This window comes from Citrobacter pasteurii, from assembly GCF_019047765.1.
Lineage (GTDB): Bacteria > Pseudomonadota > Gammaproteobacteria > Enterobacterales > Enterobacteriaceae > Citrobacter > Citrobacter pasteurii.
Genome location: NZ_CP077262.1, coordinates 4,811,244 through 4,830,507 on the forward strand (window position 1 = coordinate 4,811,244; position 19,264 = coordinate 4,830,507).

Consider the following 19,264-nt stretch of genomic DNA (forward strand, 5'->3'; position numbering starts at 1 on the left):
TGTGATTGATTTACGCATCACGCTTCCTTCCCCGCCAGCCGCTGAGCAGCGCGCCAAATACCATCAGCAGTCCTCCCCCCCAAATCCAGCGCACGCCGGTCTGCACGTACAAGCGCATGGCATAACGGTCCGCTCCGGTTTTTTCGCCCATCACCGCGTACCAGTCATGTAACAGATTCCAGCGGATCCCCGGCTCCATCATCTGTTGACGGCGCGCGGCATAGAAGCGCCTTTCTGGCTGCAGGCTGCCAATGCGTTTCTCATCCTGCCACAGTGTGATCTGCGCTTTTTCACTGGTGTAGTTACCTTTTGCTTCCAGGTCCAGACGCTCAAAACGGAAAACGTAGCCTGCCAGTTCCACCTGCTGCCCAGGGCTCAGGTTCAGGCTTATCTCCTGACGGCTACCGCTGGAAAAGACGATCCCCGCCGCAAACACCAGCACTCCGGCATGCGCCAGCAGTGCCGGAAGTTGGATGCGGAAAGACACTTTGCGGCTTCTGACCATTGCCAGCACAATAACCAGCAGCATCAGTAGGCCAAAGGGCAGCGTAGCGCGGTTAAAGTACGGTGCGCCCACGGAAAGCCGCCCCCAGCCGAACAGCCCGTAAATCATCGGGTAGAGCGTGCCAATCAGCACAATCAGCAGCACCGCACTAAAGAGCAGCAGCGCAACCAGAATCAGCATCTCGCGTGACCAACCGCCAAAACGAGCATTCTGCCGGACTTGCTGGCCCCGCCAGGCGTACAACCCGAGCGACGCCAGACTCAACACGGTAAACAGCGCAAACAGCGGCGCGGCACGAACGTTATCCAGCGCGAAGGCATGTACCGAAACGAGAATGCCGGAACGCACAATCAACGTCCCCAGCAGCGATAAAATCAGCGTGACGATCGCCAGCAGCAGCGACCAGTGACGGAAGATCCCGCGCTGGCGCGTGATGTACAAGCTATGCAGCAGCGCGCTGGCGGAAAGCCAGGGTAATAAGGAAGCGTTTTCTACCGGGTCCCAGAACCACCAGCCGCCCCAACCCAGCTCGCAGTACGCCCACCAGGAACCAAGGATAATGCCCAGCGTCAACGCACACCAGCCGGGTAAAGCCCAGCGCCAGCACACCCAGGCGCTTTGTGCGTTAAAGTCACCGCGCAGCAGCGAGGCCAGCGCCACGCCTGCCGCCACCATTAACCCCCCGTAACCCTGGTACAGCAGCGGCGGATGGAGGATTAACCCGAGATGTTGCAGCATCGGATTAAGGTCACGCCCTTCAATGGCTGGCGGGAAGATGCGCACAAACGGATCGGACCATACCACCACAAACAGCAGCAGCAGGGCCGTTATCATTGAAAGGATGCTGAGCGTCAGCGGAAACAGCGCGTCGGAATCACGCCGATAGCGAAAAGCGAACAGCGCGCTCCAGCCGGAAAGAAACAGCACCCACAGCAGCAGCGATCCTTCATGACCGCCCCATACTGCCGCCAGTTTTAATCCCCACGGCAGCAGACTGTAGCTGTGCTGAGCAACGTAGACCACCGAAAAGTCGCTGGTCAGAAAGCAGAATACCAGAATGGCAAAGGCCAGCAGCAGCAGGGCAAATTGCATCCACACGCCCACGCTTGCCAGGCGCATCACGCCCTGCCAGCGCTGGCGGACACCCACCAACACGGCAAGCGGGGTCAACACGTTGACCCCGAGGCTTAATAACAGTGCCAGAAAACCGGCTTCAGGAAGGAGAACGTCCAGATATCACCTTACGCAACGGTTAGCTGACCCGCATAGAGAATAAAAAAGCGCAGCAGCAGTACGCCGGTCAGGCTGGCGCCGCACACTGCCAGCACGCCATGAAACGTCGAACTGCGGTTGGCCCAGGGTTTTAGCAGCATCGGCAGTATCAGCCCAAGCCCGGCAACCCCCAGCCAGAACCACCAGGTCCAGAATCCGCCGCCCAGTGCCGCCGCCAGCGCGCGCATTTTGCCGTCATCGCCCAGCGCCAGACCGACGAAAAACGCCGCCAGCAGGAAGATCTCCAGCCATACCACCGGGACTTCCATGCGATGCACAAAGTGCGCTTCCGTACTGTGCGGATTGCTACGATGACGTAACGCCATGGTGATCAGCGCCACCGCCGCACCGGAAGAGATCCCGGAGAACAGGAACAGCACCGGCAGGATCGGGTTATTCAGGAACGGGTAGGATTTCAGCGCCGACAGCAGGAACCCGGTATACGCCCCGAGCAGGACTGCCAGCACCAGCATCAGCGTCTCCAACGCGCGATGGAACGGCGTGATTAGCGTCAGGAGTTTTGACACTATCGTCAGTCGCGGCACGAAGCGCTGTTGCAGGGCAATCACCTCTTTTTCAAAGATTTTTGCCAGCCACAGCACCAACACTACCATGTACAACTGGAACAGCATGACCCCCATCGACATCACCGACGTGAAGCTGTAGTGGAACATCAGTTTCCAGAAGGTCCATGGACGCGTCAGGTGGAACACCAGAATCAGCAAACCGAAGATAATCGCCCCCGGCCCTAACACCAGCGTGGTGCGCAGCAGCGTGCTGTCTGAACCGCCCGCCTCCGGATGGAAACGACGTAGCAGAATTGCCAGCGTGACCAGTCCGGCAGAAATACCAATCAGGAACAGATAGATGGCAATGGGCCAGTCCCATACCAGTGATTCGAAATGAAATGCAGAAGCGGATGTCATTGGCTCACCTCCCCAAATTTAAAGGGAACGCGGTAGACCTTCGGTTTTGTGCCCAACGCCAGCTTGTAACGGTAGGTGGTTTTCTGCTGCAACAAGCGGGAGATATCGCTGTTGGGATCGTCCAGATTACCAAACGTCAGCGCCTTCGTCGGACATGACTCAACGCAGGCGGGCTGTTTGCCCGCTTTCAGGTTGGTTTTCCGGCAGAAATCGCATTTATCCGCCGTTTTGCTCACCGGATGGATAAAGCGTACACGATAAGGACACGCGGCGATGCAATACTGGCAGCCAACGCACAGATCCGGGTTTACATCCACAATGCCGTTGGCGGCATCGCGATACGATGCCCCCGTCGGGCAGACGTCAACGCAGGGAGCATGGTCACAATGCTGGCACGAGTGACGGAAGAAGCGATACTTCACATCAGGAAATGTCCCTTGCGGCTCGCTGCGAATAATCGTCAGACGCGATACGCCTTCCGGCACGTTGTTAACTTCCCGACAAGCATCCATACAGGCCGTACAGCCAATGCATAAAGACTCATCATGAACCATACCGTAACGCACACCGTTGATGTTCAGCGTCTTCGCCACAACGCGCCCCGCCGTCCCGCTCACTGCCACCAGCGCGCCGACGCCGGTGATAAACTGGCGACGAGAGCAACTCATGGATGCTCCTTAAGCAACGGAACCGACGCTGGGTTAAAGTTCGGATTGTTACGTTGATCGCTGTGGCAATCGACGCAAATCTTGATCCGTCCTTTATCGCTTAGCGTCTGCATCGTGTCTTGCTTCGGATGCAGTGAGTGACAGCTGGCACACGCCACTTTGGTTACGTGGACATCGTGCGGCCAGAACGCTTTTTGCAACTGCTCAGGCAGGTGACAGGACATACAGACGCTGTTCTGCTGCTCCACGTTGTACATCGGCTCATTAAAGCGCATCACATCCTTCACCCCTTCACGGTGGTTCGGTGACGGCTGGCCGTGACAGTTGGTGCAGGTAACCGGCAGTTTGTTATTCGGGTTGATGACTTCTGCATGCTTACCATGCATGCCTTCGGTATCCGGCTTGTGACAGTCCAGACAGGCGGCATCCGGATTACGCTGTTGGGTAACCGTCCAGCGTTGATCTGACTCCTGCGGGGTTGGCGTGGCGGTTATCCCGCTCAGGCTCCAGAACAGACCTGACGCCAGCACCCCAGCAGTTAATAACGAACGTAATACGCTCATATTCACTCCGTTGAGTTATCCGCCCCTTGCGGGGCGGAATGGGGTTATTGGCTTAACAGACCGTTTTTACGCGCCTGATCTTCCCACTGCGGAACCACCGTTTTGATGAAGTCCTGCTTCTCAGCGTTGATTTGCTGCATGTTCAGACCAATCGCCGCCTGGGCTTTCTCTTTGGTAGAAATATCCGGTAACGGGATTTCATGCGTGATGCCTTTGGTCGCCAGCAGACGGACCAGTTTGGTACGCGCATCAGCGGCTTTATCCATCGCACTACCCAGCATCCGCAGACCTTCTTCCGGGGCGTGCATATGGATACCGTGAGAAGCAATCGACAGATCCCAGCGCCATTGCGCGTGGCGAATGTCTTCCAGAATCGGCTTCATTTCGGCTTCCGTTGCGCCCGCATCCCATGCGGCTTTCGCTTCGAAGTGGGCATGTACCAGCTGATCTTCAACCTTGATTTTCAGGTCATGAATCGCTTGTTTACGCTCGGCGACCACTTTTTGCAGAGACGCTTTGTCCTGGGTGTGGCAGTTGGCGCAAGTCTGTGGGAAGTTGTCGAACGGGTTACCAATCTTATGGTCGGTGTAGATTTTGCCTTCTGCGTTCTGCACTTTCGGCATGTGACAATCGATACAGGTCACGTTGTTCTTACCGTGAATGCCTGCGCTCCAGGTTTCATACTCCGGGTGCTGCGCTTTCAGCATTGGGGTTTTAGACAGAGAGTTGGTCCAGTCGGAGAACGCGATAGCATCGTAATATTTCTCCATATTCTCGACTTTCATACCGTCGTCCCACGGGAACTTAACGGCTTTGTTTTTACCGTCGAAGTAGTACTCCACGTGGCACTGGCCGCAGACCATGGATTGCTGATCAAAGCGACCGGCTTTCTCAAACGGTTTGCCGATAGTTTCCATCGCGCGTTCTGCATAAGGGCGCGACAGCGTCAGTTCTGGCTTGCCTTTGGCAAAGTCTGGTGACGCGGTGTTATGGCAATCGCCGCAGCCAAGGTTGTTAACAATTTCAGGGCCGCCACGCGCCCATTTACCGTGGAAGTAGCCATCTTCACCGTCTTTCTGGATCAGACGCGCCACATCCGGGCTTTTACAGCTCCAGCAGGCCATCGGCAACGGACCATCTTCTGCCGTTTTGGGTGCGCCGGTACGTAACGTTTCACGCACATCGGTAACCGCATACGCGTGTCCACGCGGTTTGTTGTAATCGCGGGAGAAAGGATATCCCGCCCACAGGATCACCAGACGAGGGTCTTCTGCCAGCGCATCTTCACGGGCTGACTGTTCAGACGTGGCTTTCCAGGAGAGGTATTGATCGGGATGCTGAGGGGCGAAGATTTCATTCTTCGCTTCAACGGTGACGGTCTTTGCGGGTACAGAGGTTTGCTCAGCATGAACGGCAGTAATAAATAAAAACGGTAATATCAGGCTGAAGAAACGGCGTACGCGTGATTTTGTCCTTGCCATAGGGGTCTCATCCAGATGTCGCCATTATCTGCAATGGCGGTTCTTTTATTGTTTTCCATAACAGCAACCACACAATACTGTCATGACATTGCTCCACCCTATTTGTAACAAGAAACCCCACAAGAAATGTTGTTTTTAATCAATTGTAAGTGTATGTAAAATACCACTTTAGAGTTATTCACCCCCTCGAACCCCTCACTCTTTTGTCTATACCCGACACAGATCACCTTTTCAAAACTCTCTATATAACCGCATGTTATCGCGAGGTTTAATCAATTTTTGCTAGTTTTCTTCAAAATTCAGTTTGTCGCTAATTTGCACAATTCGGTTATTGCGTGATCTGTCGCCCAAATACTAAACAAAACTCTCAAAGCCCCTACATTTAACGTTTGTGCGACATATTATTAACATCCTACAAGGAGAACAAAAGCCATGAGCCAAATACACAAACACGCTATTCCCGCAAATATTGCGGACCGTTGCCTGATAAACCCGGAGCAGTACGAAGCGAAATACCAACAGTCTATTACCGATCCCGACACATTTTGGGGCGAGCAGGGAAAAATTCTTGATTGGATCACGCCGTACAGCCAGGTAAAGAACACCTCTTTTGCCCCTGGCAACGTATCTATTAAATGGTACGAAGACGGCACGCTGAATCTGGCCGCAAACTGCCTTGATCGCCACCTACAGGAAAATGGCGATCGCACCGCCATTATCTGGGAAGGCGATGATGCAACCCAGAGTAAAAACATTACCTATCGCGAACTGCATCGCGATGTCTGCCGTTTTGCTAATACCCTGCTTGATTTGGGGATTAAAAAAGGCGATGTCGTAGCTATTTATATGCCAATGGTCCCGGAAGCTGCGGTGGCCATGCTGGCTTGCGCCCGTATTGGCGCAGTGCATTCAGTCATCTTTGGCGGTTTCTCACCAGAAGCCGTTGCCGGACGTATTATCGATTCCAATTCACGTCTGGTGATCACCGCCGATGAAGGCGTACGTGCCGGACGCAGTATCCCGCTGAAAAAGAACGTTGATGATGCGCTGAAAAACCCGAACGTGAAGACCGTTGAACATGTGGTCGTTCTCAAACGTACCGGTGGAAAAACGGAATGGCAGGAAGGTCGCGACCTGTGGTGGTCCGATCTTATCGAGAAGGCCAGCTCAGAACATCAGCCGGAAGAGATGAACGCGGAAGATCCGCTGTTTATCCTGTATACCTCTGGCTCAACCGGTAAGCCGAAAGGCGTACTGCACACTACCGGCGGGTATCTGGTCTACGCCGCCACCACCTTTAAGTATGTGTTTGATTACCATCAGGGCGATATTTATTGGTGTACCGCTGACGTAGGCTGGGTAACCGGGCACAGCTACCTGCTGTACGGCCCGCTGGCCTGCGGCGCCACCACGCTGATGTTCGAAGGCGTGCCAAACTGGCCAACCCCGGCGCGTATGTCGCAGGTTGTGGACAAGCACCAGGTCAATATTCTGTATACCGCGCCGACTGCCATCCGCGCCCTGATGGCCGAAGGCGATAAGGCTATTGAAGGGACTGACCGCTCCTCGCTGCGTATCCTCGGTTCCGTTGGCGAGCCGATTAACCCGGAAGCATGGGAGTGGTACTGGAAGAAGATTGGCAACGAAAAATGTCCGGTCGTTGATACCTGGTGGCAGACCGAAACCGGGGGATTTATGATCACCCCACTGCCGGGCGCTACCGAGCTGAAAGCCGGTTCCGCCACCCGTCCATTCTTTGGCGTACAGCCTGCGATTGTCGATAACGAAGGCAATCCGCTGGAAGGCGCGACCGAAGGCAACCTGGTGATCACCGACTCCTGGCCGGGTCAGGCGAGAACGCTGTTTGGCGATCACGAACGCTTTGAGCAAACCTACTTCTCTACCTTCAAGAACATGTACTTCAGCGGCGACGGCGCACGCCGTGATGAAGATGGTTATTACTGGATAACCGGTCGTGTGGACGATGTGCTGAACGTCTCCGGCCACCGTCTGGGAACGGCTGAAATCGAATCGGCGCTGGTGTCACATCCGAAGATTGCCGAAGCCGCCGTGGTCGGCATTCCACATAGTATTAAAGGCCAGGCCATTTACGCCTACGTTACGCTGAATCACGGCGAAGAGCCGTCACCTGAGCTGTACGCCGAAGTTCGCAACTGGGTACGTAAAGAAATTGGCCCGCTGGCAACCCCGGACGTGCTGCACTGGACCGACTCACTGCCGAAAACCCGCTCCGGCAAAATTATGCGCCGCATTCTGCGTAAAATCGCGGCCGGCGATACCAGCAATCTGGGCGATACCTCAACCCTCGCCGATCCTGGCGTGGTAGAGAAACTGCTCGAAGAAAAGCAGGCCATCGCGATGCCATCATAATCATAACCGTGAAATGCCCGATGGCGCGCTGCTTATCGGGCTTACAAATCCTATCCCTACCCCTCCCCTGACCGGGAAGGAAATATAAAAACCTCCCCAAAGGATTTCGTGTTGCCGGACTGCGACAGCAGACAGGTCGTGCCTGCTGCGCGAAAGACGAAGGGGGACCTCTGGAGAACTCTGTGATGAATGACCAAATTTATCAGCGGATAGAAGACAGTGCGCATTTCAGGGAATTAGTTGAAAAACGGCAACGGTTTGCCACCATTCTGTCCATCATCATGCTGGCAGTTTATATCAGCTTTATTTTACTGATTGCCTTTGCGCCTGGCTGGCTGGGTACACCGCTACACGCGGGAACCAGCGTCACCCGGGGTATTCCGATTGGGGTCGGTGTGATCCTCATTTCCTTCATCCTGACCGGGATCTATATCTGGCGGGCCAACGGCGAATTCGATCGCCTGAACAATGCGGTTCTGCACGAGGTTAAAGCATCATGAAGAGAGTCCTGACGGCGCTTGCCGCCACGCTGCCCTTCGCCGCAAACGCGGCGGATGCTATTAGTGGTGCAGTTCAACGCCAGCCAACCAACTGGCAGGCGATTGTTATGTTCCTGATTTTCGTCATCTTTACGCTCGGTATTACCTACTGGGCGTCTAAGCGCGTACGTTCGCGTAATGACTACTACACCGCCGGCGGTAACATCACCGGTTTCCAGAACGGGCTGGCGATTGCGGGCGACTATATGTCGGCGGCATCGTTCCTCGGGATTTCCGCGCTGGTATTTACTTCCGGGTATGACGGGCTGATTTACTCGCTCGGCTTCCTGGTCGGCTGGCCGATCATTCTGTTCCTGATTGCTGAACGTCTGCGTAATCTCGGTCGCTACACCTTTGCCGACGTGGCCTCTTATCGCCTGAAGCAGGGTCCCATCCGTATTCTGTCGGCCTGCGGATCGCTGGTGGTGGTCGCGCTGTATCTGATCGCCCAGATGGTCGGTGCAGGTAAGCTGATTGAACTGCTGTTTGGTCTGAACTATCACATCGCCGTGGTGCTGGTTGGCGTACTGATGATGATGTACGTGCTGTTCGGCGGCATGCTGGCAACCACCTGGGTGCAAATCATCAAAGCGGTACTGCTGCTGTTCGGCGCCAGCTTTATGGCTTTCATGGTCATGAAGCACGTCGGCTTCAGCTTCAACAATCTGTTCACTGAAGCAATGGCGGTACACCCGAAAGGCTCCGCGATTATGAGCCCGGGCGGTCTGGTAAAAGATCCGATCTCAGCTCTATCGTTAGGTCTTGGATTGATGTTCGGTACGGCAGGTTTGCCGCATATTCTGATGCGCTTCTTCACGGTCAGCGATGCTCGCGAAGCGCGTAAGAGCGTGTTCTATGCCACCGGTTTTATGGGTTATTTCTACATCCTGACCTTTATTATCGGCTTTGGCGCGATCATGCTGGTAGGGGCTAATCCGGTGTACAAAGACGCCGCGGGCGCGCTGATCGGCGGTAACAACATGGCGGCAGTGCATCTGGCTAACGCGGTGGGCGGTAACCTGTTCCTCGGCTTCATCTCAGCAGTAGCCTTTGCCACCATTCTGGCGGTGGTTGCCGGTCTGACGCTGGCGGGCGCATCGGCAGTGTCGCACGATCTGTACGCTAACGTGTTCCGTAAAGGCGCAACCGAACGTGAAGAACTGCGCGTCTCGAAAATTACCGTACTGATATTGGGTGTGATTGCCATCGTGCTCGGCGTGCTGTTCGAAAATCAGAACATCGCCTTCATGGTGGGTCTGGCGTTCGCCATCGCGGCCAGTTGCAACTTCCCGATCATCCTGCTCTCTATGTACTGGTCAAAACTGACCACCCGTGGCGCGATGTTGGGCGGCTGGTTAGGTCTGCTGACGGCGGTGGTGCTGATGGTTCTTGGTCCAACCATTTGGGTCCAGATCCTCGGTCACGAAAAAGCCATTTTCCCGTATGAATATCCGGCGCTGTTCTCGATAAGCGTTGCGTTCCTCGGGATCTGGTTCTTCTCTGCTACCGATAACTCAGAAGAAGGTAACCGCGAACGCGAGCAGTTCCGTGCTCAGTTCATCCGTTCCCAGACCGGGTACGGCGTAGAACAAGGTCGCGCGCACTAATCGTCCTGCTCCTCCGGCCTTCGGGCCGGAGGATTGCATCCTTTCTCAAAACATCACTCTCGCGACCAGCGGCGCCACCAATACCATCACCACGCCAGAAAGCATCATCACCAGACTGGCAACCACCCCCTCCTGCTGACCGAGCTCATAAGAGCGCGCCGTGCCTGCCCCGTGCGATGCAGCGCCAAACCCTGCACCTTTCGCCATCCCTTCACGAATGGAAAGGCGCAAAAACAGAACATCGCCGACCGCCATGCCGAATACGCCGGTCACCACCACGAACAACGCCACCAGGTCCGGCTGCCCGCCCAACGGCTCTGCCGCCGCCAGCGCAAACGGCGTGGTGACGGAGCGTACCGCCAGACTGCGTTGGATCTCATCAGGTAACATAAACAGACGCGCCAGCCACACGGAACTGGTGACGGCTACCAGCGTTGCCGTCACCACGCCCGCCGTCAGCGACATCCAGTGACGCTTAATCACCGCAAGGTTGTCATAGACCGGAACGGCAAACGCAATGGTTGCCGGGCCTAGCAGCCACAACAGCCAGTGCGATTCACCAATATAGTTTTGCCAGGAGATATGCCCGAACACCAGCATCAGCACCAGTAACGCTGGCGTGAGAACCAGCGGCATCAGTGGCAATTTGCGAAAACGGCGATACAGACGCTTGTTGGCAAAGTAGATGCCCAGCGTAATCACCAGACACAGCACGCTTAGCTGGAAATTACTCACGGTTTAACCTGCTCATTTCATAGCGATACACTTTATCGACCACCCACGCCGTGGCGCCGAGCACCATCAGCGTACTTAGCGCAATCACCGCGAATATGCGCCAGCCATCGACCAACAACAGCTGCGTATAGTTGACGACGGCCACCACCGCCGGAACAAAAAACAGCAGCATTTCAGCCAGTAACCAGCGAGCGCCTGCGCGAATCCAGTTCAGCGGGATAACCCGGCAAACAATCAACGCCAGCATCAGCACCATCCCGACCAGGTTGGCAGGAAGCGGCAGATGCAGCCAGGAGACAAGATATTGAGCAAATACAAAGAGACCTGCGTACAACAGAACCTGAACGGGGATCTGGAGTCGTTGAATGACAGCAGGCGTCACGCGGCTTATCGCCACAGCCATGAGGGTATGTCCTTAAAAAATAGAGAGCGCCAGTATAGAGAGCCCCCGTCCAGGACTGAAATGAATTAAACTCATTGCAGGCATAGTCTTAAGGAATAATCATGGATATCAGAACGCTGCGATATTTTGTTGAAGTGGTGCGTCAGCAGAGCTTTACCCGCGCAGCGGAGAAGCTTTTTGTCACCCAACCCACCATCAGCAAAATGTTGAAGAACCTTGAAGACGAGCTGAACTGCACGCTGTTAATCCGCGACGGACGGCGACTGTTGCTGACCGATACCGGACAGGTTGTTTTTGAGCGCGGTCTGGCGATTTTGGCCGAGTTTCGCCAGCTTGAAGCCGAACTTAGCGACATTAATCATCTGAACAAAGGGCTATTGCGCCTTGGTATCCCGCCAATGGTCGGTATGTTGATGGCAGGTCCCATCAGCCTGTTTCGCCAGCGTTATCCCGGCGTTGAGCTTAAAATATCGGAGTTTGGTGGCTTAACCGTCCAACAGGCAGTCATGAGCGGTGATTTAGATGTCGCAATGACGGCCCTTCCGGTCGAGGAAGAGAGTGGACTGGCAACCTTGCCGCTTTTCAGCCATCCGCTCTGCGTGCTGGTCCCGCGCTCGGGCCAGTGGACAACATGCGAATCCATTTCCCCCGAGGCACTGGCGGAACATCCGCTACTGATCTACAACGAAGATTTCGCGTTGAGCCGCCAATTGCTTGAGCTGTTTAGCCAACACAACGTCAAGCCGCGCATCGCGGTACGCAGCGGGCAGTGGGATTTTCTGGCGGCCATGGTGCAAGCCGGCGTCGGTATCGCCATTTTACCGGAGCCGATTTGCCAGCGCCTGGATAAGCAAACCCTGCGCTGGATCCCGCTGGAGAGTGATTTACGCTGGCAACTGGGTATGATTTGGCGCGAAGGCGTGTATCTGTCGCACAGCGCCCAGGCGTGGCTGACATGCTGCGAAGGGTTTTGGTTAACACAAGAATCGTAAGTGCCGGATGCGGCGTAAACGCCTTATCCGGCCTACAATTCGATTCCGTAGGCCTGATAAGCGTAGCGCATCCGGCACAACCGTTTATTGGTTCTCGATCAGCAACGCTTCCAGCAAGTCCAGATCGTGTAACAGTTTTTGCAGCGTTTCATTGCTGATTTCGCGCGTGGCGCGCAGGTGATAAAGCTCTGCACGTTCTGAACGCAATGCCGCCAGGCGGAAACGTCGCTCGAGGTTCTCTTCCTGTAATGAGCTTTCCACATCGTTACGTCCATCGACGCGACGGCGCAGGTTACCGATTACACGAGAGCTCACTTCGGTCAACAGTTGATTATCAATATTCTCTTCGCTGTCCGCCGCCAGGCGCTCTTCCATTTTCTGGATAGCAACAATCGCGACTTCTGCCGTCGCAGCGCGGGCTATCCGCTCTTCTTTCAGTTGCTGCGAGTGATCTGCCACTTCCAGGTGTTGCAGCAGAATCGGTAGCATCACTACACCGACAAACAGCGAGAACAGGATCACGCCCGCGGCAAGGAATACTAACTCGTAGCGCGCCGGGAAACCGCTACCATCCGGCAACAGCAGCGGGATGGAGAGCACACCGGCAAGCGTAATCGCCCCGCGAACCCCCGCAAAGGAGGCGATCAGGATTTCACGCGTTGTCCAGGAGCCAAACTCCATCGGCTTTTTCTTCAGGAAGCGCAGACTGAATTTTTTCATCGTCCACAACCAGCCAAAACGCACCAGCATCAGCGCCACATAAATCAGCACGATATCGGTAAACAGCATCCAGGTTTCAACGTTCGGATCGGCTTCTGCCGCCACCAGAGAAGACTCCAGAATCCCCGGTAATTGCAGCCCTAACAGCAGGAAGACCATGCCGTTAAAGACGAACTCCAGCATTGCCCAGGTGCTGTTAGCACGTAAGCGCATCGCCAATGGCGCACGACGCATTACGCCTGAACGGGTTATCGTCATCCCGGCTGCGACCGCCGCGAGGATCCCGGAAACACCAATGTGTTCGGCAATCAGGTAAGAAGCAAACGGCAGCAGGAACAGCAGAACAATTTGCGTTGCCGGCTCATCGCCGCCCCAGCGGCTAAGAAAGCGCAGAGAGCGGCCATACAACCAGCTGACGACAAAACCCGCCAGGATGCCGCCAATCGCTACCTTAAAGAACTCAACCGTCGCACCACCAACGGTAAACACCATCGTTCCCATTGCCACGGCCACGGCAAATTTCAGCGATACCAGGCCAGACGCATCGTTCATCAACGCTTCGCCCTGCAGGATGCCCATGATTTTCTTCGGTATGCGCCCCTCACCTACAATGCCAGAAAGGGCAACGGCATCGGTTGGCGATAACACGGCGGCCAGCGCAAAAGCGGGGATCAGCGGAATCCCCGGGACCAGCCAATAAATCATAAAACCAATGCCGACCACCGTAACCAGTACGAGCGCCAGAGCCAGACCGAAGATCTCTCGTCCGTGCTCCAGAAACTCCCTCGTTGGCGTCTTCCAGCCATCGGCAAACAGCAACGGCGGGATGAACAGAACCAAAAACAGTTCAGGGTCAAATTCCACATGCAAACCAAACGTCGGCCACGCCAGCAACGCGCCGATGGCGATCTGCATAAGGGGTAAAGGGAGTTGGAAGGGCAATACGCGAGTAAATACCCCCGATAGCGAGACCACAAGGGTCATGATGAGTATGGTAAAAAAGATTTCCATGCGTTCCCTGTTTGCGATGTTTCTTATGATTAGTGGTGAGAGGCGTCGTGCCTCAATTCTATCTACTCGAGAGTAACGCAAAAGACAACGAGTGTGTTCTGAAAATAAAAACGGGCGGCAAAAGCCACCCGTTTTGAGGATCTTTATCGAATAAGAATCAGATAGCCCAGCCGCCCGCGTAGAAGGCAACCAGCGCCACGGCAATCACCACCGTGCCGATATTCAGCTTTCGCCATTCGCCGGAAACAATACGGCCAATAACCAGAGTGGCAAAACCGATCATAATACCGGTCACGATATTACAGGTCAGCACGATAAAGACGGCGGTAATCAGTCCTGCCATCGCGTCGACGAAGTCGGTAAAGTCGATTTTCGCCACGTTGCTCAGCATCAGCAAACCAACATACATCAGCGCCGGTGCCGTTGCGTAAGCAGGAACAAGGTAAGAGAGCGGAGAAAGGAACAGGATCAGCAGGAACAGAACACCAACGGTGATCGCCGTCAGACCGGTTTTCCCCCCTGCCGCGGTACCCGCTGCAGATTCAATGTAAACCGCCGCCGGAGCTGCCCCTACCAGACCAGAGAACACGCTGCTCAGGGAGTCGGTGGTCAGCGCTTTGCCGCCATCGATAATCTGACCGTCTTTATCCAGCAGATTCGCCTGTCCGGCTACGGCACGGATGGTTCCGGTCGCATCGAAGACGGCGGTCATGACCAGCGCCAGCACGCTCGGCAGAACGACAGGATTCAGTGCGCCCATAATATCCAGGCTGCCGATCAGCGAGTTGCCGTTTTCGTCGCTCAGAGACGGCATGGCAAAAATACCGGAGAAATGCACGGCAGGATCGAAAATCAGACCAACGACAGAAATACCAATAATGGTCAGCAGGATGCCACCCGGTACTTTCAGTTTTTCGAGGCCGATAATCACCGCCAGACCAATCAGCGACATAATGACCGGGAAGGTGTCGAAGTCACCCAGCGCAACCGGCAGGCCATCCAGCGGGTTCTTAATCACCAGACCAACACCGTTTGCCGCAATCAGCAGCAGGAACAGGCCGATACCAATACCTGTACCATGCGCAACGCCCTGTGGCAGATTGCGCAGGATCCAGCTACGAATACCTGTCGCGGAAATGATGGTAAACAGAACCCCCATCAGGAACACCGCGCCCAACGCAACAGGCACGCTAATATGCTGCCCCAGCACCAGGCTGAATGCGGTAAACGCCGTCAACGAAATGGCGCAACCAATCGCCAGCGGCAGGTTTGCCCACAGACCCATCACAATAGAGCCGACACCGGCTACCAGGCAGGTTGCCACAAATACAGCGGCTGGCGGGAAACCGGCTTTACCCAGCATACCTGGAACCACGATAACAGAGTAGACCATCGCCAGAAACGTCGTTAATCCGGCAACGACTTCCTGTCGAACGGTACTGCCACGGTGCGAAATTTTAAACCAGGCGTCGAGTGAACCGCCGGTACGCGCTGAAGGCGTAGACATAGAAAACATCCCCTGAGAGTTTATTTTTCGTCATTATGCGTGCTGGACAATCCACTGCCTGCTTAACGTTTTCTCCCTGTGCCAGGTTTGCGTCAGTAGGGGTGTCGCAAAAAAGCAAACGTTTAGCTCTGCGCATAAAAACGGGTGGTAAAAAAAAGCAAACGATTATCTAGCGATCATGTACTGGTTTTCAACTGAACTTTGCCGCTTTTTACTCATTTCTTCTTATAACGCACAATAAATAGCCAGTCGATGCGCAAACGTTATCGTCAATGCGCAATCTGGCAACAAATTTCGCGCAGTTATTACAACCCCGACGGTAATCTTTCACGTTAACTCGCGCAAAAAAATGGATGAAGATGCGGAAAATTTTTCGGCTAAAAAACCATCAATCGACTGGCAAATAGACGGGGGTGGCATACACTTACCTTATCAACACAAGCCGGAACCTCCCCTAATGTGCTCGACTGAGGGGTGTTGATGTCGGGGGAAACCCTCCCGTGAACCAGCGGGATAGAGTGAAAGACAAAGACCGGAACCAAACTAAAGCGCCCTCTGTGGCGCTTTAGTTTTATATCCATATTTAAACCCATCAATCATCTTCCAGCAGGCGCGCCCCGGTTCCCTGCTCGCCAAGCTGGTCGCCTGGGTTACGCAACGGGCAATCACTACGCGACAAACAGCCGCAGCCAATGCATCCATCCAGTTCATCACGCAACGCCACCAGGGTATGAATACGCCGGTCCAGTTCTTCACGCCATTGCGACGAGAGCTGTTTCCACTCTTTGGCGCTGAGCGAATGTCCTTCGGGTAATACCCCTAGCGCGTCGCCAATCGTCGCCAATGGTATACCGATACGCTGGGCAATCTTGATAATCGCAACATAACGCAACACATCACGTTTGTATCGCCGCTGATTGCCGCTGTTGCGCATGCTGCTGATTAACCCTTTGCTTTCATAGAAGTGCAGAGTTGATACCGCGACACCGCTACGTTTTGCGACTTCACCTGGCGTGAGTAGCGCTTTTATCCGGGGTAATTTCTTTTCCATAAATCGCTTTACCTAAAGTTAACTTGAGGAATTATACTCGCCCACAGACAAAACGACGAATCGAATACTGAGAAAGAGGCAGCCCTATGTCCCATCAGCAGATAATTCAGACCCTTATTGAATGGATTGATGAACATATCGATCAACCGCTGAACATTGAGGCGGTGGCGAAAAAATCAGGTTACTCGAAGTGGTATTTACAGAGGATGTTCCGCACGGTGATGCGTCAGACGTTGGGTGACTATATCCGTCAGCGCCGACTTTTGTTAGCCGCCGTGGAACTACGGACGACCGAACGACCTATTTTCGATATTGCGATGGATCTCGGCTATGTGTCGCAACAAACATTCTCACGCGTGTTCCGCCGCGAGTTTGATCGTACTCCCAGCGACTACCGTCATCGCCTGTAGGATTATTGCCCGCTCTGCGTCAGTATGGCGGGCGGGCTCTGTAGCCAGTGCATAAACTCCTGCGGCGGTAACGCTTTCGCAAAATACCACCCCTGACAATACTGAACGCCACGTTCAAGCAGCCATTCCATTTGATCTGCCGTTTCCACCCCTTCAGCAATTGTCTTCAGATGTAAGCTTTGCGCCATCTCGATGATATGTTCGGCAATCAGGTGGCTGGTACTGTTGGTCGCCAGCGTACTAATAAAAGATTTATCAATCTTCAGGATATCCACGTTCAGTGCCGCCAGATTGTGCAGATTGGAATATCCCGTCCCAAAATCATCAAATGCCACTTCATAACCGGCCTGACGGAATGCCTGGATTACCGGGGTCATTTTATGCACATCAATAAATCCACGCTCCGTCACTTCGACTTTAATTTGCTGGGCAGCGACTGAGTAATCACGCGTTTTCTCAGCGATCAGGGCAATCAGTCGGGATGAATGGAAATCAGAAGCAGAGAGGTTAATTGAGATATAAATCTGGGGATGCGCAGAAAGAAAATACCCTAAATCATTGAACACTTCTTCGACCACGTAATCCGTGATCCTTTCAATCATGCCTTCTTTTTCAGCCAGCGGAATAAATTCCGTCGGGCTCATGACCTCACCTTTGCAACCAGGCCAACGCATCAGCGCCTCGGCTCCCACACATTTACCATTCTTGATATCGATGATCGGCTGGTAATGCAGACGTAGCTGGCGTTTTTCCAGTGCACGCCTTAACAAACGACGAGGGGAATGGTACTGCTGGCGCGTACGCCACCACATCAACAGCATCAGAATGCTGCAGATCACCCCAAAGGGGATCGTGAGTGCGGCTTCGTGATAGAAATTTTGATGGACGCGATCGCGGGTCGTCGAAACAATAATCGCGATCGGGCGCTTCTCAGAACGAACGATGGTATAGAACCGATCGTCCAGTTGGAAGGTAGAGGCTTTACCGCGCACCAGCGGCAGAAATTGCTTAACATGCGCCTGATTGCTGGCGGAGAAGAAAGTATCCGTTATCGTGTCATAGACGCCCCACAATAGGCCAGGGTCATCTGACATGACTTCGCTGTAAGATAATGGGTTAATGACAACGACGTAGTTTCCTCTTTGCATATACGTCATGTTGTAGCCAGAGAAAAAAGGCGTATCGCGATAGTAATAGATCGAAACATCCGGCGTACGTTTATAGTCAGCGGTTGGCATAATATAGGGAACTGACGGCGTCATCGACGTAGAGCACAAAAAATGATCAGCTTGCGCATAAATTAGCTCGCTGATATATAAACGCCCACGAATAATATTCAGCATGCTTTTCTGATGGGCAGGGGTACACATCTTGCCCTGATACAGCTGAGCCATATCACGCGCTAAATCAGCTTGCTGGATCACCAGTTCCGTTTTATTTAACACCAGTTGAGCAAATGAGTGGAGTTGAGTGCGGGTTTCAGACATCGCCCGGATATGAGCAAACCATAGCGCCAGCACCACGGGGAGCAATACCACCGTGAGCGTGCCGAGGAGCTTCAGCATCTTGCTTTGCGCACTGAGATTCATGTCAGCCCTATTTCCCTGTTTCGTATATGCCAGTACCCATCAAGGCAGGATGCTATAAACACCAGCTGGTTAAGTTGCATGAATCTATCAACATTATCAACAGACGTCTCTATGTAAAAGTCTGATAATAGTGGATGATGATATTATTTTCCCGTAAGGCAAACTTAAAGTTACGCTTATTTTGCAACATCATTATCAAGAAAGAGTAATGTTTTACACGCGTTATACTGGCTGCACGTATAAAACACATTAACTTTTTTAACGATTAATTTCGGATAAAGAAAACAAGTAACATGAATGCATCTTACATAACGCATAATTTATTATTCGTTTATGAATCAAAATAACCACACACTTGCCATGGACTAAGACCGGCAAAAATAACGTCAGATACTGGTGAACAAACGAGCAGTTGTGATATAGTTCACAGAAATAATGCAACAGAAACATTGTTTCATTCATGTTATTGCCCGTCGATAGCCAGAGTAGCACACCCTCTGTGAACAACCCCGCGCTGTCCTGGGCATCAAGACTTTCTGAGGACGCTTTCCATGGCAACAATAACAACTGGCGTAGTTCTTCTGCGGTGGCAACTGCTCAGCGCAGTACTGATGTTTTTAGCCAGTACGCTCAATATTCGTTTTCGTAAATCAGACTATATTGGGCTGGCCGTTATCAGCAGCGGTTTAGGGCTTGTTTTTGCCTGCTGGTTTGCAACCGGATTACTCGGTATCACCCTGGTAGATGTATCCACTATCTGGAATAACATCGAATCTGTGATGCTCGACGTGATGAGCCATACTCCGCCAGACTGGCCGATGGTGTTGAACTGATAACAACAGTGTGTCCGACCAGAGTATACCCGGTCGGACACGGTTTTAAGCGATAACGATT

Annotated in this window: 17 protein-coding genes; 6 read left to right on the forward strand and 11 right to left on the reverse strand. The window is 53.6% G+C overall.

What is annotated here, in order from left to right; genetic code table 11:
• Nucleotides 1–10: 10 nt before the first annotated feature.
• The 5 genes from I6L54_RS23195 to nrfA are packed head-to-tail and all read right to left on the reverse strand — an operon-like array spanning nucleotide 11 to nucleotide 5,415.
• A complete protein-coding gene (locus I6L54_RS23195; RefSeq protein WP_137378434.1) occupies nucleotides 11–1,738 on the reverse strand; it encodes a heme lyase CcmF/NrfE family subunit in 1,728 nt (575 codons plus the stop codon).
• Between the two features lie 8 nt (nucleotides 1,739–1,746).
• On the reverse strand, nucleotides 1,747–2,703 hold the full coding sequence (nrfD, locus tag I6L54_RS23200) for a cytochrome c nitrite reductase subunit NrfD (RefSeq protein WP_040229791.1): 957 nt from the start codon (nucleotides 2,701–2,703) through the stop codon (nucleotides 1,747–1,749).
• Nucleotides 2,700–3,371 carry a cytochrome c nitrite reductase Fe-S protein gene (nrfC, locus tag I6L54_RS23205; RefSeq protein ID WP_005132585.1) on the reverse strand — a complete coding sequence of 224 codons (672 nt, stop codon included), beginning with the start codon at nucleotides 3,369–3,371 and terminating at the stop codon, nucleotides 2,700–2,702. Before nrfC ends, nrfD begins: the two co-directional genes overlap by 4 nt.
• Nucleotides 3,368–3,934 (reverse strand): cytochrome c nitrite reductase pentaheme subunit, encoded by a 567-nt coding sequence (gene nrfB / locus I6L54_RS23210; protein WP_005132587.1) that lies wholly within the window; start codon nucleotides 3,932–3,934, stop codon nucleotides 3,368–3,370. Before nrfB ends, nrfC begins: the two co-directional genes overlap by 4 nt.
• Before the next feature lie 44 nt (nucleotides 3,935–3,978).
• The gene (gene nrfA, locus I6L54_RS23215) at nucleotides 3,979–5,415 is read right to left on the reverse strand and encodes an ammonia-forming nitrite reductase cytochrome c552 subunit (RefSeq protein WP_005132589.1); all 1,437 of its coding nucleotides are present in this window, start codon (nucleotides 5,413–5,415) and stop codon (nucleotides 3,979–3,981) included.
• 432 nt (nucleotides 5,416–5,847) lie between these two features.
• Between nrfA and acs the strand changes: the two genes are divergently transcribed.
• The 3 genes from acs (at nucleotide 5,848) to actP (ending at nucleotide 9,952) form a co-directional block, all read left to right on the forward strand.
• Nucleotides 5,848–7,806 (forward strand): acetate--CoA ligase, encoded by a 1,959-nt coding sequence (gene acs / locus I6L54_RS23220; protein ID WP_040229795.1) that lies wholly within the window; start codon nucleotides 5,848–5,850, stop codon nucleotides 7,804–7,806.
• A 185-nt stretch (nucleotides 7,807–7,991) separates the two neighbouring features.
• Complete coding sequence (locus I6L54_RS23225; RefSeq protein ID WP_040229796.1) at nucleotides 7,992–8,306, forward strand: DUF485 domain-containing protein; 315 nt, start codon at nucleotides 7,992–7,994, stop codon at nucleotides 8,304–8,306.
• Nucleotides 8,303–9,952, forward strand: coding sequence for a cation/acetate symporter ActP (actP, locus tag I6L54_RS23230; RefSeq protein ID WP_040229798.1), 1,650 nt, complete (start codon nucleotides 8,303–8,305; stop codon nucleotides 9,950–9,952). The genes I6L54_RS23225 and actP overlap by 4 nt, the downstream gene beginning before the upstream one ends.
• Before the next feature lie 45 nt (nucleotides 9,953–9,997).
• On the opposite strand, the gene I6L54_RS23235 is transcribed toward actP, so the two are convergent.
• Nucleotides 9,998–10,687 (reverse strand): LrgB family protein, encoded by a 690-nt coding sequence (locus I6L54_RS23235; protein ID WP_005132595.1) that lies wholly within the window; start codon nucleotides 10,685–10,687, stop codon nucleotides 9,998–10,000.
• Complete coding sequence (locus tag I6L54_RS23240; RefSeq protein ID WP_005132599.1) at nucleotides 10,680–11,090, reverse strand: CidA/LrgA family protein; 411 nt, start codon at nucleotides 11,088–11,090, stop codon at nucleotides 10,680–10,682. Before I6L54_RS23240 ends, I6L54_RS23235 begins: the two co-directional genes overlap by 8 nt.
• Before the next feature lie 101 nt (nucleotides 11,091–11,191).
• Here I6L54_RS23240 and I6L54_RS23245 point away from each other — a divergent pair, with 101 nt between their 5' ends.
• Nucleotides 11,192–12,082 carry a LysR family transcriptional regulator gene (locus tag I6L54_RS23245; protein ID WP_040229800.1) on the forward strand — a complete coding sequence of 297 codons (891 nt, stop codon included), beginning with the start codon at nucleotides 11,192–11,194 and terminating at the stop codon, nucleotides 12,080–12,082.
• Between the two features lie 84 nt (nucleotides 12,083–12,166).
• On the opposite strand, the gene I6L54_RS23250 is transcribed toward I6L54_RS23245, so the two are convergent.
• From I6L54_RS23250 to soxR, 3 genes are all read right to left on the reverse strand, one after another.
• Complete coding sequence (locus I6L54_RS23250) at nucleotides 12,167–13,813, reverse strand: Na+/H+ antiporter (RefSeq protein WP_040229801.1); 1,647 nt, start codon at nucleotides 13,811–13,813, stop codon at nucleotides 12,167–12,169.
• A 157-nt stretch (nucleotides 13,814–13,970) separates the two neighbouring features.
• Nucleotides 13,971–15,320 (reverse strand): guanine/hypoxanthine transporter GhxP, encoded by a 1,350-nt coding sequence (ghxP, locus tag I6L54_RS23255; protein WP_005132609.1) that lies wholly within the window; start codon nucleotides 15,318–15,320, stop codon nucleotides 13,971–13,973.
• A gap of 592 nt (nucleotides 15,321–15,912) precedes the next feature.
• Complete coding sequence (gene soxR, locus I6L54_RS23260) at nucleotides 15,913–16,371, reverse strand: redox-sensitive transcriptional activator SoxR (RefSeq protein ID WP_003826630.1); 459 nt, start codon at nucleotides 16,369–16,371, stop codon at nucleotides 15,913–15,915.
• 86 nt (nucleotides 16,372–16,457) lie between these two features.
• Between soxR and soxS the strand changes: the two genes are divergently transcribed.
• Nucleotides 16,458–16,781 carry a superoxide response transcriptional regulator SoxS gene (gene soxS / locus I6L54_RS23265; protein ID WP_005132611.1) on the forward strand — a complete coding sequence of 108 codons (324 nt, stop codon included), beginning with the start codon at nucleotides 16,458–16,460 and terminating at the stop codon, nucleotides 16,779–16,781.
• A 2-nt stretch (nucleotides 16,782–16,783) separates the two neighbouring features.
• Here soxS and I6L54_RS23270 read toward each other — a convergent pair whose 3' ends face one another.
• The gene (locus I6L54_RS23270) at nucleotides 16,784–18,370 is read right to left on the reverse strand and encodes a cyclic di-3',5'-guanosine monophosphate phosphodiesterase PdeC (RefSeq protein ID WP_040229803.1); all 1,587 of its coding nucleotides are present in this window, start codon (nucleotides 18,368–18,370) and stop codon (nucleotides 16,784–16,786) included.
• Nucleotides 18,371–18,921: 551 nt separating this feature from the next.
• Between I6L54_RS23270 and I6L54_RS23275 the strand changes: the two genes are divergently transcribed.
• The gene (locus tag I6L54_RS23275; RefSeq protein WP_005132615.1) at nucleotides 18,922–19,203 is read left to right on the forward strand and encodes a YjcB family protein; all 282 of its coding nucleotides are present in this window, start codon (nucleotides 18,922–18,924) and stop codon (nucleotides 19,201–19,203) included.
• Nucleotides 19,204–19,264: the final 61 nt, after the last annotated feature.

What these genes read in the sequence shown, in the direction of transcription:
- nrfD (WP_040229791.1), bottom strand. Translation starts at nt 2,703, where the DNA reads ATGACATCCGCTTCTGCATTTCATTTCGAATCACTGGTATGGGACTGG.
- nrfC (WP_005132585.1), bottom strand. Translation starts at nt 3,371, where the DNA reads ATGAGTTGCTCTCGTCGCCAGTTTATCACCGGCGTCGGCGCGCTGGTG.
- nrfB (WP_005132587.1), bottom strand. Translation starts at nt 3,934, where the DNA reads ATGAGCGTATTACGTTCGTTATTAACTGCTGGGGTGCTGGCGTCAGGT.
- nrfA (WP_005132589.1), bottom strand. Translation starts at nt 5,415, where the DNA reads ATGGCAAGGACAAAATCACGCGTACGCCGTTTCTTCAGCCTGATATTA.
- acs (WP_040229795.1), top strand. Translation starts at nt 5,848, where the DNA reads ATGAGCCAAATACACAAACACGCTATTCCCGCAAATATTGCGGACCGT.
- I6L54_RS23225 (WP_040229796.1), top strand. Translation starts at nt 7,992, where the DNA reads ATGAATGACCAAATTTATCAGCGGATAGAAGACAGTGCGCATTTCAGG.
- actP (WP_040229798.1), top strand. Translation starts at nt 8,303, where the DNA reads ATGAAGAGAGTCCTGACGGCGCTTGCCGCCACGCTGCCCTTCGCCGCA.
- I6L54_RS23240 (WP_005132599.1), bottom strand. Translation starts at nt 11,090, where the DNA reads ATGGCTGTGGCGATAAGCCGCGTGACGCCTGCTGTCATTCAACGACTC.
- I6L54_RS23245 (WP_040229800.1), top strand. Translation starts at nt 11,192, where the DNA reads ATGGATATCAGAACGCTGCGATATTTTGTTGAAGTGGTGCGTCAGCAG.
- I6L54_RS23250 (WP_040229801.1), bottom strand. Translation starts at nt 13,813, where the DNA reads ATGGAAATCTTTTTTACCATACTCATCATGACCCTTGTGGTCTCGCTA.
- ghxP (WP_005132609.1), bottom strand. Translation starts at nt 15,320, where the DNA reads ATGTCTACGCCTTCAGCGCGTACCGGCGGTTCACTCGACGCCTGGTTT.
- soxR (WP_003826630.1), bottom strand. Translation starts at nt 16,371, where the DNA reads ATGGAAAAGAAATTACCCCGGATAAAAGCGCTACTCACGCCAGGTGAA.
- soxS (WP_005132611.1), top strand. Translation starts at nt 16,458, where the DNA reads ATGTCCCATCAGCAGATAATTCAGACCCTTATTGAATGGATTGATGAA.
- I6L54_RS23270 (WP_040229803.1), bottom strand. Translation starts at nt 18,370, where the DNA reads ATGAATCTCAGTGCGCAAAGCAAGATGCTGAAGCTCCTCGGCACGCTC.
- I6L54_RS23275 (WP_005132615.1), top strand. Translation starts at nt 18,922, where the DNA reads ATGGCAACAATAACAACTGGCGTAGTTCTTCTGCGGTGGCAACTGCTC.